Raw genomic sequence first — 16,533 nt, forward strand, 5'->3', positions numbered from 1 at the left:
CCTTCGGATGTTCCCCGGACTCCGGTGCGTTCGCTGTGGGCGATCAGGGCTGTCGCGGCGGACCGCTTCGGACGTACGGTCGGACGTAATAGTCCAACAGGCATTATGACGCTTACACAGCCACTCTCAGGGGGTCGTCATGGATCGTTTCGTCCAGGCTTGGGTGGACGGGTGGGTCGTGTCACGGGGAGCGGCTCCGCCCGTGGCCGAGTCCTGGGGCTGGACCGTCGACGTGGGAACGGGCGTCGGGCACGCCACCCGGCATGTGCTCGGCGGCACGAACGACGCGGTGACGGAGCCGGCCGTGCGGAAGGCGGCGGACGCGGTGACCGGGGCCGGCGTCTGGCTGAAGGCGTTCGCCGATCCGGCCGTGGTCGGCCCCTGGCTGGGGCCCCGCTGGTGGATCGACCCCGAGCCCGGCTACCTGATGACGGCTCCGCTCCCGGACACTCCGCCCGGCCCCGCCCCCGACGGCTACCGGACCCGCACGTGGTCGCGCGGCGGCGTCACGCGCACGATGGTCGCCGCCCCGGACGGCTCCCTGGCGGCGCGCGGGCAGATCGCCCCGACGGGCGTCACGGCGGTCGTCGACCAGATCGAGACCTTCCCCGGCCACCGCCGCCGCGGGCTCGGCGCCCTCGTGATGCGGACCCTGCACCGTGCGGCGGCCGAGCAGGGCGCCCGGACCGGCATTCTGGGGGCGACACCGCAGGGGCGGGCACTGTACGAGTCCCTGGGGTGGCGCGTCGAGTCCCCGCTGACCAGCGCCAAGTTCACGGGAGCCACCGGAAGGTGACGTCCGGCGGCCCCGGGGGCGCACCCCTGGGCGCCGCACGACGGGGCACGCCCCTCACGCCCCCTGCCCGTACCCCGCCCACTTCCGGCATTCGCCCCGTACCGCCCTGCGGCGCGACCACAATGCGCGTATGACCGATGACTGGAAGCGACGCCTGGACGCCCTGCACGCGGAGCTGGTCCGCCGGGACGACCCCGTCGCCTGGGTGACGGAGGCGGACGCCGTCGAGGCGTCCCGGCGCTATCCCCACATCGCGCTGCGCGGGCCCGTCTTCGGCGTCGCCGGACTGGACCCGGCGGCCGCGCGGCCGCGCTGGCGGCTGCTGAAGCCCGTGGTCGACACCATGCCCCAGCAGGCCCGGGACGGGCTCAACTCGCACCTGTGGTTCAAGGCGAAGGACGGCGCGGGCGATCCGGCCGCCCGGCGCGGCCTGCTGGCGGCCGTCGCCGTGCTGGAGCGGGCCCCGGCCGACGAGGTGGAGGCGCTGGGAGTGCGCTACCGGGTGGTGCGCGGCGACGAGTTCGCCCGCACCGGCGACGACGGTCCGGAGCCGCCCCGGCCCACCGACCCGGAGGCCCTCGCCCCGTCGTGGGAGGAGCCGTGCACCACCCCCTCCCCCGACGTGGGCTTCGTCCTCGACCCCGACCGGGACGAGGGGCCGATGGCGGGCGCCCTGCGCCTGGGGCTGCGCGACTTCACGTACACGGGGGCGCGCTTCCCCGCCGACGTGCGGGCGGACTCCGCGCGGGCGGCCCGGACGCACCCGGACGTGGTCCGGCTGCCGGTCGGCTTCTCGGTGGCCGAACGGGACGACTCGGGCTGGACCCCGTGCGGCTCCCTCACGGCCACCCCGCACGAGGCACGCCGCTCGCTGTACGAGGGCATGGCCCGCGTGTGGGCCATGCTCTACCGCTTCGACGAGCGCAAGAAGGACCTGTACGCGCGGGCCGCAGAGGCGTTCCGCAGCGCCGGCCGGGCCGACGAGGCGAGCGTGGAGGGCCGGGTGTTCCGCATCTGCCGCGTCGAGCGGATGGTCCGCCTGGGCCCGGACGGCCCGGAACCGCCCCGCCCCTCGGACGTCGACGAGTACGGCCCCATGAAGCTCCACCCGACACTGCACGAGAACGGCACCGTCCAGTACGACGACTGACCGCCGGCGGCTGCGGACGTCGCCCGTCGTCCTCGTCCATGACGGACCCGTCGATCACGCGGCCCTGCTCGGGGCCTGCGACGAGCTGCGGGGCGCCCCGCCCACCGCGGCCCTCCATGCCCCGGCGGACAGCCCAGGGCACGCAGTACGCGACCCTGCCGGACGGCGCGACGCCCGCCGGGTGGCGGGGCAGGAGCCTGTACCGGGCGCCTGTCGCCGTGCGCCTCGCCCTCGCGGCCGAGCGCGGCATCCCGTAGGTCCATGGGGACGCCGTAGGCCCATGGGGACGCCTCGGTCGACGGCGCGCCCCGGCTGCGCGCGAGGGGTTTGCGCGCTCTCGCCACCGGGTCAGGCGGTGGGCAGGGCGGCGGGCGGCCGGGCGCGGTCCCAGCGGCGCACCCAGGGCCAGGCGGCGACGCCTATCGCCAGCGCGATCAGGTGCCCCCAGTTGGTCATGGGGTCCGTGAAGGCCAGCAGGTCCTGCAGCAGCATGGCGCCGAAGGCGGTCAGCAGGGGCCAGCGCAGCCACGGCCGCAGCAGCCCCGAGAGCGCGCCCACGCAGGCGGCGACGCCGAAGCTGATGCCGTAGTCGAGCCGGTGCAGCGAGGTGCCGGGCAGCCGTCCCACCAGGACGGCCAGACCGACCGGGACCTCCGTGGCGAGGGTGGCCAGGACGTGCCCGAGCAGGAAGACGACGGCCGTGCGGGCGCCGCCGACGCGCCGTTCCAGCGCGGTGAGGACGACCAGGAAGGCGAGCGTGAAGGGCGAGGCGAGGCCGCCCGCCACCCACAGCGCGCTGGCGGCCAGCACCGGCGCCGGACTCCGCACCAGGTGGGCCACGTCGGTGCTGGAGCCCTGGAGCAGGGTGTACACGAGCGCGGGGTCGAGATGCTCCGCGAGATACGAGGTGACGGCGAGGACGGCCGCGTAGCCGAGAGTGAAGGGAACCGGGACCGGGATCCGGCGCCGGGGGCGGGGGTCCGTCCCGAGGGGCGGCCGGACGGGCGGTTCGGTGCGCTGCCCCGGGATGCCGTCCAGGAGCCCGGAGACGTCGGACAGTCCGCGGACGTCGGACAGTCCGCGGACGTCGGGCCGGGGCGGGCTCAAGGGGGAGGCCGTGCGTTCCACTGAGAGGCGCTCCTTCCGTTTCCCCCACCCTTCGCGGCCCGGCCGCCCGCTGTCTGTGACCGACGCCACGTGAACGCCGATTCACAGGAAGCTCTGAAGGTTCTCCAGGTCTTTTCTCATCCGTCTCGCACCGTTCCCGAACAGGCGTGCGTCAACCTCGTTCCCCGCCCGGGGAATTCGCTCAACAAACGGTCAGGGAACTGCCAGGATGGACCGATGGCCACCCCGCACGACATCCCCGACGCGCCGGAGGTCCTGGACCGCCGCGAGGGCCCTTACGGCGAGGTCGTCCTGCGCCGGCACGGCGAGTTGCTCCAGATCATCGCCAACGGCTGTTTCCTGATGGACACTTCGGACGGCCGCTCGGAGCGGCTGCTGGTCGACGCGGCACGGGACGCGCTGGACGACCGCCCCGCTCCCGCCCTGCTGATCGGCGGCCTGGGCGTCGGCTTCTCCCTCGCACACGCCGCCGCCGATCCCCGCTGGGGCGCGGTCACGGTCGTGGAGCGCGAGCGCGCCGTCATCGACTGGCACCTGACCGGACCGCTGGCCGCCGTCTCCGGCCCGGCCCTGGCCGACCCCCGGACGAAGATCGTCGAAGCGGACCTGCTCGACTTCGTCAATGAGACATGCGACACGTTCGACGCGGTATGCCTGGACATCGACAACGGGCCCGGCTGGACCGTCACAGAGGGCAACGACAGCCTGTACTCGACGACCGGACTCGCGGGCTGCGCGCGGGTGTTGAGACCGGGCGGAGCCCTGGCGGTCTGGTCGGCCCGGCCCTCTCCGGAATTCGAGGGAACCATGGGGAATGCCGGGTTCCAACGGGTGCGTACCGAAGAGATCCCGGTTGCCCGAGGCGTGCCCGACGTCGTGCACCTCGGCGTCCGACCTGGATAGCAAAGCCGTGGTGACTCCCCGTACGCTGCATCCCTGACGCCGATCATTTAGGCGTCAACCGCAGTCATGCGCAATCAAGGGACCACCCCACTGGTTCCGGAAAGCACACTCAGGGGCGGGCGATGGAGCAGACACACACCGCACACAACACCGCGGCGACGGCGACTCCGGGCGCGCAGCGGCGCGTCCTGGTCGTCGAGGACGACCCGACGATCGTCGACGCCATCGCCGCCCGCCTGCGCGCCGAGGGATTCCTCGTGCAAACGGCGGGCGACGGTCCGGCGGCCGTGGACACGGCAGAGGCCTGGCAGCCCGACCTGCTGATCCTCGACATCATGCTGCCCGGCTTCGACGGCCTGGAGGTCTGCCGGCGTGTGCAGGCCGCCCGTCCGGTGCCGGTCATGATGCTCACCGCGCGCGACGACGAGACCGACATGCTGGTCGGCCTCGGCGTGGGCGCCGACGACTACATGACCAAGCCCTTCTCGATGCGGGAGCTGGCGGCACGCGTGCACGTGCTGCTGCGCCGGGTGGAGCGGGCCGCGATCGCGGCGACGACGCCGCGCAGCGGGATCCTGCGGCTCGGCGAACTGGAGATCGACCACGCGCAGCGCCGCGTGCGGGTGCGCTCGGAGGACGTGCACCTCACGCCCACCGAGTTCGACCTGCTGGTCTGCCTGGCGAACACCCCGCGCGCGGTGCTCTCCCGCGAGCAGCTCCTGGCCGAGGTGTGGGACTGGGCGGACGCCTCCGGCACCCGCACGGTCGACAGCCACATCAAGGCGCTGCGGCGGAAGATCGGCGCCGAGCGGATCCGCACGGTGCACGGCGTCGGCTACGCGCTGGAGACCCCGACGCCATGAGCCCCGGGCCGGACGGACCGAGAAGCCCCGCCCCCGGAGCCGATGCGCCCTGGGGCGGCGTACGCCCGTTCTCGATCAAGACCAAGCTGGGTGCGCTGGTCGTCATCTCGGTGCTGATCACCACCGGTCTGTCGATGATCGCGGTGCACACCAAGACGGAGCTGCGTTTCATCACGGTCTTCTCGATGATCGCCACGCTGCTCATCACGCAGTTCGTGGCGCACTCGCTCACCGCGCCCCTGGGCGAGATGAACACCGTGGCCCGGTCCATCTCGCACGGCGACTACACCCGCCGGGTGAGCGAGAGACGCCGTGACGAGCTGGGCGACCTGGCCCAGACGATCAACGTCATGGCGGACGAGCTGGAGGCGCAGGACCGGCACCGCAAGGAACTGGTGGCCAACGTCTCGCACGAGCTGCGCACGCCCATCGCGGGTCTGCGCGCCGTCCTGGAGAACGTCGTCGACGGCATCGCCGAGGCGGACACCGAGACGATGCGCACCGCCCTGAAGCAGACGGAGCGGCTCGGGCGGCTCGTGGAGACCCTCCTCGACCTGTCCCGCCTCGACAACGGCGTCGTCCCGCTGCGCAAGCGGCGCTTCGAGGTGTGGCCGTACCTGTCGGGCGTGCTGAAGGAGGCCAACATGGTCGCCTCGGCCCGCGCCACCATGGGTTCGGGCGGCAGCCACACCCGCACGGACGTCCATCTGCACCTGGACGTCACCCCTCCGGAGCTGACCGCGCACGCGGACCCGGAGCGCATCCACCAGGTCGTCGCCAACCTGATCGACAACGCGGTCAAGCACAGCCCGCCGCACGGACGGGTGACGGTGAAGGCGCGGCGCGGGGCGCAGCCGGAGTCCCTGGAGCTGGAGGTCCTGGACGAAGGGCCCGGCATTCCGCGCTCGGAGTGGCACCGCGTGTTCGAGCGGTTCAACCGGGGCGCCGTCCGCCGTCCGCACGGGCCGGGCAGCGACGGCGGCACGGGACTGGGGCTGGCGATCGCCCGCTGGGCGGTCGATCTCCACGGAGGCCGGATCGGAGTGGCCGAATCCGAGCGGGGCTGCCGAATTCTTATCACTCTTCCGGGAGAGTCATCCGTTCCAAGTTGACGTAAAGTTCGCAGCGGAGCCTCAAGATCCACGTCCGTCCGCGCAGTCGGACACGTGTCATCGGACAACGCACCGGCGCAGGTCGGCCGGGGTGCGCGCGCCGGGCGCGCGCCATCCGCCCCCTGCATCCCGTGTGGCGCACAACCGCGCTTGTTTCCCGCCATTTGCACCCCCGAAACACGCTCTCCGATGTGACTTACGCGACGATGGACGGGCCCGGCCTGACCTTCCCCCTCCAGGGGGCGTAGCCTTTATTCCCGCTGTCCATCACCTTGTGAAGCGGAAGAGGGCGGTTGCCGCCGTGTCGCCACAGTCCCCCAGTAACTCCAGCATCTCGACCGACGCAGACCAAGCGGGCAAGAACCCCGCTGCCGCGTTCGGGCCGAACGAGTGGCTCGTCGACGAGATCTATCAGCAGTACCTCCAGGACCCGAATTCGGTAGACCGCGCCTGGTGGGACTTCTTCGCCGACTACAAGCCAGGAGCAGCCGCTCCCTCGGCTCCGGCGGGTACTGCGGCCGCGGGGGCCGCAGCGACCACCACCACGCCCCCTGCGCCCGCTGCCCCGGCCGCTCCCGCCCAGGCGGCGCCCGCTGCTGCGGCGCCCGCCGCCGCGGCTCCCGCGCCCGCCGCCGCCAAGCCCGCGGCCGCCGCTCCGGCTCCGGCGAAGGCGGCCCCCGCCTCCCCCACGCTCGGATCCACTCGCGCGGGGGGACCCCCATCGCCGGCCGCCGCCGCGAAGCCCGCGCCCGCCGCCGCGGCTCCCGCCTCCCCCGAGGGCCCCGAGTTCGTGACGCTGCGCGGTCCGTCCGCCGCGGTCGCCAAGAACATGAACGCCTCGCTGGAGCTGCCCACGGCCACGTCCGTGCGCGCGGTCCCGGTGAAGCTGCTGTTCGACAACCGCATCGTCATCAACAACCACCTCAAGCGCGCCCGGGGCGGGAAGATCTCCTTCACGCACCTGATCGGCTTCGCGATGGTGCAGGCCATCAAGGCCATGCCGTCGATGAACTGGCACTACGCGGAGAAGGACGGGAAGCCCACCCTCGTCAAGCCGCCGCACGTCAACTTCGGCCTGGCCATCGACCTGGTGAAGCCCAACGGCGACCGTCAGCTCGTCGTCGCCGGCATCAAGAAGGCCGAGACGCTGAACTTCTTCGAGTTCTGGCAGGCCTACGAGGACATCGTCCGCCGCGCCCGCGACGGCAAGCTGACGATGGACGACTTCACCGGCGTCACGGTCTCCCTGACCAACCCCGGCGGCCTCGGCACCGTCCACTCCGTGCCGCGTCTGATGCCCGGCCAGTCGGTCATCATGGGCGTCGGCTCCATGGACTACCCGGCGGAGTTCCAGGGCACCAGCCAGGACACCCTGAACAAGCTCGGAATCTCGAAGGTCATGACGCTCACGTCGACCTACGACCACCGGGTCATCCAGGGCGCCGCGTCCGGCGAGTTCCTGCGGATCGTCGCCAACCTGCTGCTCGGCGAGAACGGTTTCTTCGACGAGATCTTCGAGGCGCTGCGCATCCCCTACGAGCCGGTCCGCTGGCTCAAGGACATCGACGCCAGCCACGACGACGACGTCACCAAGGCCGCCCGCGTCTTCGAGCTGATCCACTCCTACCGGGTCCGCGGCCACGTCATGGCCGACACCGACCCGCTGGAGTACCGCCAGCGCAAGCACCCCGACCTCGACATCACCGAGCACGGCCTCACCCTGTGGGACCTGGAGCGCGAGTTCGCGGTCGGCGGCTTCTCCGGCAAGTCCCTGATGAAGCTGCGCGACATCCTCGGCGTGCTGCGCGACTCGTACTGCCGCACCACCGGCGTCGAGTTCATGCACATCCAGGACCCCAAGCAGCGCCGCTGGATCCAGGACCGCATCGAGCGCCCGCACACCAAGCCGGAGCGCGAGGAGCAGCTGCGCATCCTGCGCCGGCTGAACGCCGCGGAGGCCTTCGAGACGTTCCTGCAGACGAAGTACGTCGGCCAGAAGCGCTTCTCGCTGGAGGGCGGCGAGTCCGTCATCCCGCTGCTCGACGCGGTGCTGGACTCGGCCGCCGAGTCCCGCCTGGACGAGGTCGTCATCGGCATGGCCCACCGGGGCCGCCTGAACGTCCTCGCGAACATCGTCGGCAAGTCGTACGCGCAGATCTTCCGCGAGTTCGAGGGCAACCTCGACCCGAAGTCGATGCACGGCTCCGGCGACGTGAAGTACCACCTGGGCGCCGAGGGGACCTTCACCGGCCTGGACGGCGAGCAGATCAAGGTCTCGCTGGCCGCGAACCCCTCCCACCTGGAGACGGTCGACCCGGTCATCGAGGGCATCGCCCGCGCCAAGCAGGACATCATCAACAAGGGCGGCTCGGACTTCACGGTCCTGCCGGTCGCCCTGCACGGCGACGCGGCCTTCGCGGGCCAGGGCGTGGTGGCCGAGACCCTGAACATGTCGCAGCTGCGCGGCTACCGCACCGGCGGCACGGTCCACATCGTCATCAACAACCAGGTCGGCTTCACGGCCGCCCCGGAGTCCTCGCGCTCGTCGATGTACGCCACGGACGTGGCGCGCATGATCGAGGCCCCGATCTTCCACGTGAACGGCGACGACCCCGAGGCCGTGGTGCGCGTCGCGCGTCTGGCCTTCGAGTTCCGCCAGGCGTTCAACAAGGACGTGGTGATCGACCTCATCTGCTACCGCCGCCGCGGTCACAACGAGTCGGACAACCCGGCCTTCACCCAGCCGCTGATGTACGACCTGATCGACAAGAAGCGCTCGGTGCGCAAGCTCTACACCGAGTCCCTGATCGGTCGCGGCGACATCACCCTGGAAGAGGCCGAGCAGGCGCTGCAGGACTACCAGGGCCAGCTGGAGAAGGTCTTCACGGAGGTCCGCGAGGCCGTCACGGCCCAGCCGAGCGCCGGCCCGGTGTCGGACCCGCAGGCGGAGTTCCCGGTCGCCGTGAACACCGCGATCTCCACCGAGGTCGTCAAGCGCATCGCCGAGTCCCAGGTCAACATCCCGGACTACTTCCACGTGCACCCGCGTCTGCTGCCCCAGCTGCAGCGCCGGGCCACGATGGTCGAGGACGGGACGATCGACTGGGGCATGGGCGAGACGCTGGCCGTGGGCTCGCTCCTCCTCGAGGGCACCCCGGTGCGGCTGTCCGGCCAGGACTCGCAGCGCGGCACCTTCGGCCAGCGTCACGCGGTCCTCATCGACCGCGAGACGGGCGAGGAGCACACCCCGCTCCAGTACCTCGCCGACGAGCAGGCGCGCTACAACGTCTACAACTCGCTGCTGTCCGAGTACGCGGTCATGGGCTTCGAGTACGGCTACTCGCTGGCCCGCCCGGACGCGCTCGTGATGTGGGAGGCGCAGTTCGGCGACTTCGTCAACGGCGCGCAGACGGTCGTCGACGAGTACATCTCGGCCGCCGAGCAGAAGTGGGGCCAGACGTCCGGCGTCACCCTGCTCCTCCCGCACGGCTACGAGGGCCAGGGCCCGGACCACTCCTCGGCCCGTGTCGAGCGCTTCCTGCAGCTCTGCGCCCAGAACAACATGACGGTCGCGATGCCCACGCTGCCGTCGAACTACTTCCACCTCCTGCGGTGGCAGGTGCACAACCCGCACCACAAGCCGCTGGTCGTCTTCACCCCGAAGTCGATGCTGCGTCTGAAGGCCGCCGCGTCGAAGGCGGAGGAGTTCACCACGGGCCAGTTCCGCCCGGTCATCGGCGACGCGTCCGTCGACGCGAACGCGGTCAAGAAGGTCGTCTTCTGCACCGGCAAGGTCTACTACGACCTGGACGCCGAGCGTCAGAAGCGCGGGGTCACGGACACGGCCATCATCCGGCTGGAGCGGCTGTACCCGCTGCCGGGCGCCGAGGTGCAGGCCGAGGTCAACAAGTACCCCAACGCCGAGAAGTACCTGTGGGCCCAGGAGGAGCCGGCCAACCAGGGCGCCTGGCCGTTCATCGCCCTGAACCTGATCGACCACCTGGACCTCGCGGTCGGCGCGGACGTGCCGCACGGCGAGCGCCTGCGCCGCATCTCGCGCCCGCACGGCTCGTCCCCGGCGGTCGGTTCCGCCAAGCGTCACCAGGCGGAGCAGGAGCAGCTGGTGCGTGAGGTGTTCGAGGCGTAGTCCTCGGCCGCCGCGCGGCGAAGGGCCCGCCCCCGGAGGTTTCCGGGGGCGGGCCCTTCGCCGTGCCGGACGGCTCACGCGGCTCACCTGGTCCGCGGCGGGCCGCCGTCAGATGACCTGGGGTTCGAAGTCCCAGTAGGGGCGGTTGCGGGAGCGGGCCGAGACGGTGTGCGGATGCTTGCTGCCCAGCGTCGAGTCGAGGTCCGTGAGGGCCTCCTGCTCGACCTTCTCCGCCTGCCGCCGGTCCCGCAGGCCGCGCAGGTCCGCCGCGTGGGCGATGCGCGCCGACAGGGTCAGCGGATGGGTGCGGCCGAGCGACTCGACCGCCCGGGTCACCGTGTCCCGGCTGAGGTCGGCGGCGCTCTCGGTGTCGCCGACGATGTTGCGCAGGGCCGAGGCGTTCAGGGCGCAGCCCAGCGTCCAGGGGTGGTTCTCCCCCACCGCGTCGGTCATCGACGCGAGCGCCTGCTCCAGGAGGACGTGGCCGGCCTCCCGCTCGCCGACGTTGCGCAGGATCAGCGCCTGGTTGGCGCGGGCCCCGGCGACGAAGGGGTGGCCCTCGGCGAGCATCACCTCGTAGCGTGCGACGACGGCCTCGCTGAGCTCGCGGGCCTGGTCGATGTCGCCGTGCTCGCGGGCGTAGCAGCTCTGGGCCGTCGCGAAGATCAGGGTCAGCGGATGCGTCTCGCCGAGCACCCGCTCGCCGCGTTCCAGCACGCTGGACAGCAGGTCCCCGGGCTCCTGCGGGTCGGCGCCGCGGTCGCCGCGGCGGTCGCGGTCGCCGAGGCGGTAGCGGCACAGTGCGAGGTTGTGCTCGGCCTTGAGGGTCTGCGGGTTGTCGCGGCCCAGCACCCGGCGGATCTCGCCCACGTTGTTCGCCTGGATGGACTCGGCCTCGGTGTAGTTGCCGAGGAGGCGCAGGTCGATGGCGTAGGAGATCTCGGAGCCGAGGGTCCACGGATGCCGGGCCCGCAGCAGCTGGCGCCGGGACTCCATGGTCCGCCGGTCGTGCTCCAGGGCCTCCGGGTAGCGGCCGAGGAGGCGCAGCGAGACGGCCAGGTTGTTGCGTGAGTTGAGGCTGCGCGAGTCCTGTTCGCCGAGCAGTTCGCGGTAGGCGACCAGCACCCACTCGGACAGTTCCAGCGCCTCGTCGTAGCGGCCGAGGCCCCGCAGGTCGGCGGCGAGACCCGCGGCGGCCCGCAGATGCTCCAGGTCCTGGGGGCCGCGCTCGGCCTTCAGATGCTCGGCGGCCGCACGGCTGAGGGCCTCGGTGCGCGCGTAGTCGCCGGTGGCCCGCAGCAGGTTGGTGTAGTGGTACGTCAGCTCCCAGATCCTGGGGTGCGTCGGGCCGAGCAGCTCGCGCCAGGCCTCCATCGCGCGCTCGCCGAGCTTGATGCCGGCGTTGTACTCGCCGGAGAAGTACATGTAGCGCAGGCAGTTGAAGACCAGCCGCTGCACGTTCGGGTCCTGGGTCTGCAGCACGTCCGCGTACTTCAGGTGCGGCACGATCTCGGCGTACCCGGGCCACAGGTCGGGGTCGGTGGGCCGGCGCGGGTCGGCGGCGGCGAGGGCCTGCCGGACGACGTCGACGAACTCCTTGCGGTCCGCGTCCGGCATGTCCTTGTGCACGATCTGGTGGACCATGCGGTGCAGGTACAGCGACTCCCCGGACACGGAGCCCTCCTCGCCCGCCGTCTCGTGGGACTCCAGCCGGACCACCGAGTACTGGCGGAGCTGGTTGATCGCCCTGTTCCACAGCAGCGGGTCGTTGAGCAGCCCGGCGAGCTGTTCGGGCAGTTCGTCGCTCGACATCTCGCGCAGCAGGCGGACGGGGATGAAGCCCGGGGCGAAGAAGGTGCACAGCCGCAGCAGGTCGACCGACTCGGGGACGGTCTCACGGAGCTTGTTCAGCAGTATCGACCAGGCGGTCTGGAAGGCGAGCGGGAAGTCCGCCGACACCTTCACGACGTCGTTGTCGATGCCGCCGTCCAGCAGGGCGATGTACTCCCGCACGGACAGGTCGGAGTCGTTCAGCCAGCCCGCCGTCTGATCCAGCAGCAGCGGCAGGTCCTCCAGCGCGTCCGCGAGCTGGTCGGCCTCGACCTCCGACAGCCGGGGCGCGCGGCGGCGGATGAACGCCACCGACTCGTCCCGGGCGTACACGGGCACCTCCAGCAACTTGCTGTTGTGCTCGGTCCATTCGGGGTTGCGGGAGGTGATGATGACATGGCCGGGGCCGGTCGGCACCAGGTCCCAGATCTGGTCCGGTTCGTCCGCTCCGTCGAGGATCAGCAGCCAGCGCCCGTAGGGGTCGCCGCGGCGCAGCGCGTCGCGGACGGCGCGCAGCCGTTCGCCGTACTCCTGGCCGGTCTGCAGGCCCAGCTTCGGGGCGAGTTCGGCCAGCAGCCGGCGGTAGGTGACGCGTTTCTCGGCGTTGACCCACCACACGACGTCGTACTCGGAGCCGAACCGGTACACGTATTCGGCGGCCATCTGGGTCTTGCCGACCCCGGACATGCCGTGGAAGGTGACCACGCCGGCGCCCGGCTCCGCGCCCTGGAGCAGGTGGTAGGCGTCGTTGAGCAGCGACTCGCGGCCGGTGAAGCGGGTGTTGCGGCGGGGCACCCCGCCCCAGACCTCGGGCATCGCCGCGGGGAAGCGGGGGCCGCGGCGGGCGGCGTCGGGGGTCTCGCGCAGCGGTTCGAGCGGCAGGTCGAGCCGGTCGAACAGGCGGCGCTCGGCCTCCTCGGAGCCCATGTTGGTCAGGTCGACGGGGGCGAGGACGGCGGTCGCGGCGGGCACGGACGCCGTGGTCACGGAGACCGCGGCGAACCGGGACGGGTCGGGGGCGACGACCTCGCGCAGTGCCGCGTTCCACTCCTCCTGCGTGCGGGGCCCGAGCTGGAAGTACCACTCGCTGACGACGATGAGGATGCGTCCCTCGGCGAGTTCCAGGTCGCGCAGCAGGTCGACCAGCGGCACCTCCGCCGGGGAGTCCCAGCGCAGGTAGACGACCCGCAGGCCGCGCCGTTCGAGCCGGTCACCGATCCAGGCCGCCCAGGCCCGGTTGAATCCCGCGAAGTGGATCGTGACCGTCTGCTTCGCGGACCTCCTCCCGGTTGCCCCGACCGGCGTACGAGCTCCAGACATGCAGCGGCCTCCAGCACGTAGTACCTCGAAAATCCTAGGACCTCGGCGCGGCGCGCGTAAGTCCGCCGACCGGTCCGGCGCGCGCCTCGGCCCGACGATCTTCGCGCACCGGAGGGCGCCGCGCAGGCCATCCTCATCCTTTCGGGCGTGGCAGCGCGGGAGCATGACGCTGCGTCCACAGGGCGCGCGCGGCCTTCACGTACGCCTGGGCCCGGACGGTGTGGTCGCGGGGCGCCGGGTGTTCGGCCATGCGTTCGTAGGCGGCGGTCATCTCGTCGACGAACACACGTCCCGGGACGGTGAGGTCGGGCGAGGCGACGAGGGCCGGCAGGGCGGCTGCCACCTGGGCGCGGTAGCGGGCGTGCCGGGACCAGGCGTACTCCGCTTCGGGCGGCGGGGTGACGAGCGCCCGGCGCTGGAAGTAGTGCGCGAGGGCCAGATGCGAGTAGACGCCCTGCAGCAGGCTGTCGTAGGGCCGGGGAACCGTCTTCCACGGCGCGAAGTAGCGTGCCTCGGGGCCCGCGTGATGGAGCGTCACCAGATCGCCGAGGGCGGCCAGTTTGGCGTGGTGCAGTTCGTGGACGACCGTGGCGGCCAGGGCCACGGCGTCCTTCGGGGGGCTGGCGAGCAGGGCGCCGAACGCCTCGTGCCGGGTCGCGCTGCAGCTGTCCCGCCCGTCGGCGCCCGCGCCGGGGGGCCGTTCCAGCGGGACCAGGCAGCGCAGCAGTGCCGAGGCCTCGTCGACTCGCTGCTCGCCGCCGGTGCGCAGGGCGGCCGCGGTGCCGGACCAGGCCTGGAGCCATCGCTTGCAGTCCGCGTCGTCGAGGGTGGCCGGGGCTCCCAGCGTGCGGTGGCGGGGGCCGGGCGCGGCGCGGTAGGGGTCGGCGTCGTCCAGGGGCATGGGGGTCGCGCCGGGCAGCAGCCCGGGCAGGGCGTGCGCGGACGTCCAGGCCAGGGCGCCGGACCAGGCCCCGATGCCGCTCTCCAGGTGCACGACGACGTCCGGCGCGCCCGGCTGACGAAACGTCAGCCGTCCGTCCCGGTGCCCGAGGTCGACGGGCACGTCGCCCGGGGCGGCCGTGTGCAGGGAGCCGAGGGAGGGCAGCGTGAGCACACCGGCGCGGGCGGTCAGCCGGACGGCGAAGGGGATCCCGGCACGGGCGGCCGCGACGGCGGCGACGGCGCTGAAGTGGGCGAGGTCTCGCCGGAGCCGGCGTGCCGTGTGCTCGTCCCGTGCACCGGGGAGACGCTCGCGGTCGTCGAGTCCCCGCAGACAGCTCAGGGCCCAGGGGCCGGTGAGGGGATGGAAGAGACGGGCACGCGCGGGCGAGAGCGCGCCGCCGGGTGAGCGGGCGGCGCGGACCGAGCGGGCGGCGTCGGGCGGGCGGCGGTGCGCGCCGGACGGAGGGGCCGCGGCTCCGGCGCGCGGTGGGCGGTCGGCCTCGGCGAGCAGGCTCCAGTCCTCGCGCAGCCGCGCCTTGCGCTCGGCGGAGCAGACGGCGGGATCCGCCGCGTCGGCCGCGTCGAGCACGGCGCGCACCAGGAGCAGCCGCCGGGTGTCCTGATCCCGCACCAGGAGCGCGAGCGTCTCGGCGCCGCCCCCGGTGCGCCCGAGTTCGCCGAGGGCCCCGTCCGGGACCGGCGACGCGATCACGACCAGACCTCCTCGCGGCGGACCGCCGGGGTCGTGTCCGTGGCGAGCCGGGCGGCGATGTGGCGGATGAGGCGCTGGAGGTCGGCGCAGTACACGGACGGGTTGCGGAAGCCGTGGCCGGCCCGGTACCGGTGGGCGTAGTGGCCGCCGCCGCAGACCCTCAGCAGCGGGCACGACCGGCACTGGTCCGCGAGGGCGGCGGCGCCCGCCTGCCGGGCCGCGACCGCGGGGTGCCGCAGCGCCTCGTCGAACGCGTGCCGGAAGACGTCCAGGCCCGTGCGCGCGGCGCCGTCGTAGGCCGACTTCAGGGAGTCGACCTGCTCGACGGATCCGTCGGTCTCCACCACGACCGCGTCAAAGGGCGCGAGCCCCAGGGCCTCCGTGGCGGCGGGCAGTCCCAGCAGGAGCGCGACGCACTCCTCGAAGAGGCGGATCCGCGTCTCCCGCCGACCGGCCGTCCACCAGCGGTCGAAGACGGCGCACAGCCACTCCCCGTGCCGGGCGCCCGCCCAGTGGGGCGGCGGGGCGGACCAGTTGCCGTGCGGCAGCAGCAGGTTGAGGGCGGGCGGGCGCAGGGTGAGCAGCGACTCGTACGTCTCCACCGGGTCCAGCGTGACGTCGACGACGGTCAGGACGCCGGCGTACACCTGCGGGGCGCGCTCGGCGACCAGCAGGGCCCCGCGTGAGGCGGCCGGCCAGGAGGGGCGGCCGGCGTGGTCGACGCGCCGCGCGTTTTGCGCGGCGAGACCGCCGTCGAGGCTGACGCCGATCCGCAGGCCGGCGTCGGCCAGGACGGCGAGCCGGCGCGGGGTGAGGAGGGTGGCGTTGGTCTGGACGACGGCGTCGACGGCGCAGTCCGCCGGGACGCGGTCGCGGACCAGCGCGGTGAAGCGGGCCAGCGTTCCCGCGCCCGCCAGCAGGGGTTCGCCGCCGTGCAGGACGAGGGACAGCGCGGGCAGGGCATGGGTGCGGGCGTGCTCGGCGATCCGGGTCGCGGTGCGGTCGAGGACCTCGGGGGCGGCGGCCGCGGGCCGTGAGCGCCAGGTGCGGTCGGGTCCCGTGTAGAGGTAGCAGTAGGTGCAGGCGAGGTTGCAGCGGCCGTGCACCTTCACGATGAACTGCCGGAAGGCCTGTCCGGACACTCCAGCACCCCCATGCCTTCGGCCCTGTGCGCCGCACGGAGGCGCATTCCCGGTTCGCCGCCGGACACAAACCCCGTCCGACCGATTTTGTCCGAGTCGCGCGCACATCAGACCAGAACCGACGCCAACCGACCGACCTGTGGGGTACGGAAAGAGGCGGTGCGGAAGGAGACGGTGCGGCACGCAATGAGCCGTCTGAGGGGGGTGCCGCGGTCAGAGAACCGAGTCGAAGCCCCACAGTGTCTCGCTCGATCGTCCTGCCCGGTCGCGCAGTTCCGCGACGACCTCGCGCAGCACGGGATGGCCGATCGTGCCCAACTCGGCCAGATCCAGCGCCAGCAGATCCGGCAGCGGCTCCGGCAGCGGCTGCGCCGCGAAGGCCTCTTCCGACGGCGCCGGTGCCACCGGCGCCACGGCCGTCCCCGCCGCGCGCGTCATCCCCGTGGGCTCGCCCCTTACGTCCATGCCCGTCCCTCCCGGCTCCCTGG

Annotated in this window: 12 protein-coding genes; 7 read left to right on the top strand and 5 right to left on the bottom strand. The window is 72.6% G+C overall.

What is annotated here, in order from left to right:
* Window positions 1–139 precede the first annotated feature (139 nt).
* From Sri02f_RS19890 to Sri02f_RS41275, 3 genes are all read left to right on the top strand, one after another.
* Window positions 140–796 carry a GNAT family N-acetyltransferase gene (locus Sri02f_RS19890; RefSeq protein ID WP_109002671.1) on the top strand — a complete coding sequence of 219 codons (657 nt, stop codon included), beginning with the start codon at window positions 140–142 and terminating at the stop codon, window positions 794–796.
* 130 nt (window positions 797–926) lie between these two features.
* Window positions 927–1,946: a DUF5954 family protein gene (locus Sri02f_RS19895; protein WP_109002672.1), complete on the top strand. Its 1,020-nt coding sequence runs from the start codon at window positions 927–929 to the stop codon at window positions 1,944–1,946.
* A 116-nt stretch (window positions 1,947–2,062) separates the two neighbouring features.
* Entirely contained in the window at window positions 2,063–2,203 is a 141-nt protein-coding gene (locus tag Sri02f_RS41275; RefSeq protein WP_159106751.1) for a hypothetical protein, read from the top strand.
* 91 nt (window positions 2,204–2,294) lie between these two features.
* Here the strand turns inward: Sri02f_RS41275 and Sri02f_RS19900 are convergent, their stop codons facing one another.
* The gene (locus Sri02f_RS19900) at window positions 2,295–3,074 is read right to left on the bottom strand and encodes a rhomboid-like protein (RefSeq protein WP_307721046.1); all 780 of its coding nucleotides are present in this window, start codon (window positions 3,072–3,074) and stop codon (window positions 2,295–2,297) included.
* A gap of 216 nt (window positions 3,075–3,290) precedes the next feature.
* Here Sri02f_RS19900 and Sri02f_RS19905 point away from each other — a divergent pair, with 216 nt between their 5' ends.
* The 4 genes from Sri02f_RS19905 to Sri02f_RS19920 all read left to right on the top strand — a co-directional run bounded on the left by Sri02f_RS19905 (window position 3,291) and on the right by Sri02f_RS19920 (window position 10,099).
* The gene (locus Sri02f_RS19905) at window positions 3,291–3,977 is read left to right on the top strand and encodes a spermidine synthase family protein (RefSeq protein WP_109002673.1); all 687 of its coding nucleotides are present in this window, start codon (window positions 3,291–3,293) and stop codon (window positions 3,975–3,977) included.
* Between the two features lie 122 nt (window positions 3,978–4,099).
* Window positions 4,100–4,840, top strand: coding sequence for a response regulator transcription factor (locus Sri02f_RS19910; protein ID WP_109002674.1), 741 nt, complete (start codon window positions 4,100–4,102; stop codon window positions 4,838–4,840).
* On the top strand, window positions 4,837–5,952 hold the full coding sequence (locus tag Sri02f_RS19915) for a sensor histidine kinase (protein ID WP_109002675.1): 1,116 nt from the start codon (window positions 4,837–4,839) through the stop codon (window positions 5,950–5,952). Before Sri02f_RS19910 ends, Sri02f_RS19915 begins: the two co-directional genes overlap by 4 nt.
* 301 nt (window positions 5,953–6,253) lie before the next feature.
* The gene (locus Sri02f_RS19920; RefSeq protein ID WP_109003175.1) at window positions 6,254–10,099 is read left to right on the top strand and encodes a multifunctional oxoglutarate decarboxylase/oxoglutarate dehydrogenase thiamine pyrophosphate-binding subunit/dihydrolipoyllysine-residue succinyltransferase subunit; all 3,846 of its coding nucleotides are present in this window, start codon (window positions 6,254–6,256) and stop codon (window positions 10,097–10,099) included.
* Between the two features lie 108 nt (window positions 10,100–10,207).
* On the opposite strand, the gene fxsT is transcribed toward Sri02f_RS19920, so the two are convergent.
* The 4 genes from fxsT to fxsA form a co-directional block, all read right to left on the bottom strand.
* Entirely contained in the window at window positions 10,208–13,249 is a 3,042-nt protein-coding gene (fxsT, locus tag Sri02f_RS19925) for an FxSxx-COOH system tetratricopeptide repeat protein (RefSeq protein ID WP_109002676.1), read from the bottom strand.
* A 133-nt stretch (window positions 13,250–13,382) separates the two neighbouring features.
* Window positions 13,383–14,900: an aKG-HExxH-type peptide beta-hydroxylase gene (locus Sri02f_RS19930; RefSeq protein ID WP_109003176.1), complete on the bottom strand. Its 1,518-nt coding sequence runs from the start codon at window positions 14,898–14,900 to the stop codon at window positions 13,383–13,385.
* Entirely contained in the window at window positions 14,900–16,045 is a 1,146-nt protein-coding gene (locus tag Sri02f_RS19935) for an FxsB family cyclophane-forming radical SAM/SPASM peptide maturase (RefSeq protein WP_245970700.1), read from the bottom strand. Before Sri02f_RS19935 ends, Sri02f_RS19930 begins: the two co-directional genes overlap by 1 nt.
* A gap of 213 nt (window positions 16,046–16,258) precedes the next feature.
* Window positions 16,259–16,510 carry an FxSxx-COOH cyclophane-containing RiPP peptide gene (gene fxsA / locus Sri02f_RS19940; RefSeq protein ID WP_245970701.1) on the bottom strand — a complete coding sequence of 84 codons (252 nt, stop codon included), beginning with the start codon at window positions 16,508–16,510 and terminating at the stop codon, window positions 16,259–16,261.
* Window positions 16,511–16,533: the final 23 nt, after the last annotated feature.

Source organism: Streptomyces rishiriensis (assembly GCF_003112535.1).
Lineage (GTDB): Bacteria > Actinomycetota > Actinomycetes > Streptomycetales > Streptomycetaceae > Streptomyces > Streptomyces rishiriensis.

What these genes read in the sequence shown, in the direction of transcription:
- Sri02f_RS19890 (WP_109002671.1), top strand. Translation starts at nt 140, where the DNA reads ATGGATCGTTTCGTCCAGGCTTGGGTGGACGGGTGGGTCGTGTCACGG.
- Sri02f_RS19895 (WP_109002672.1), top strand. Translation starts at nt 927, where the DNA reads ATGACCGATGACTGGAAGCGACGCCTGGACGCCCTGCACGCGGAGCTG.
- Sri02f_RS41275 (WP_159106751.1), top strand. Translation starts at nt 2,063, where the DNA reads ATGCCCCGGCGGACAGCCCAGGGCACGCAGTACGCGACCCTGCCGGAC.
- Sri02f_RS19905 (WP_109002673.1), top strand. Translation starts at nt 3,291, where the DNA reads ATGGCCACCCCGCACGACATCCCCGACGCGCCGGAGGTCCTGGACCGC.
- Sri02f_RS19910 (WP_109002674.1), top strand. Translation starts at nt 4,100, where the DNA reads ATGGAGCAGACACACACCGCACACAACACCGCGGCGACGGCGACTCCG.
- Sri02f_RS19915 (WP_109002675.1), top strand. Translation starts at nt 4,837, where the DNA reads ATGAGCCCCGGGCCGGACGGACCGAGAAGCCCCGCCCCCGGAGCCGAT.
- fxsT (WP_109002676.1), bottom strand. Translation starts at nt 13,249, where the DNA reads ATGTCTGGAGCTCGTACGCCGGTCGGGGCAACCGGGAGGAGGTCCGCG.
- fxsA (WP_245970701.1), bottom strand. Translation starts at nt 16,510, where the DNA reads ATGGACGTAAGGGGCGAGCCCACGGGGATGACGCGCGCGGCGGGGACG.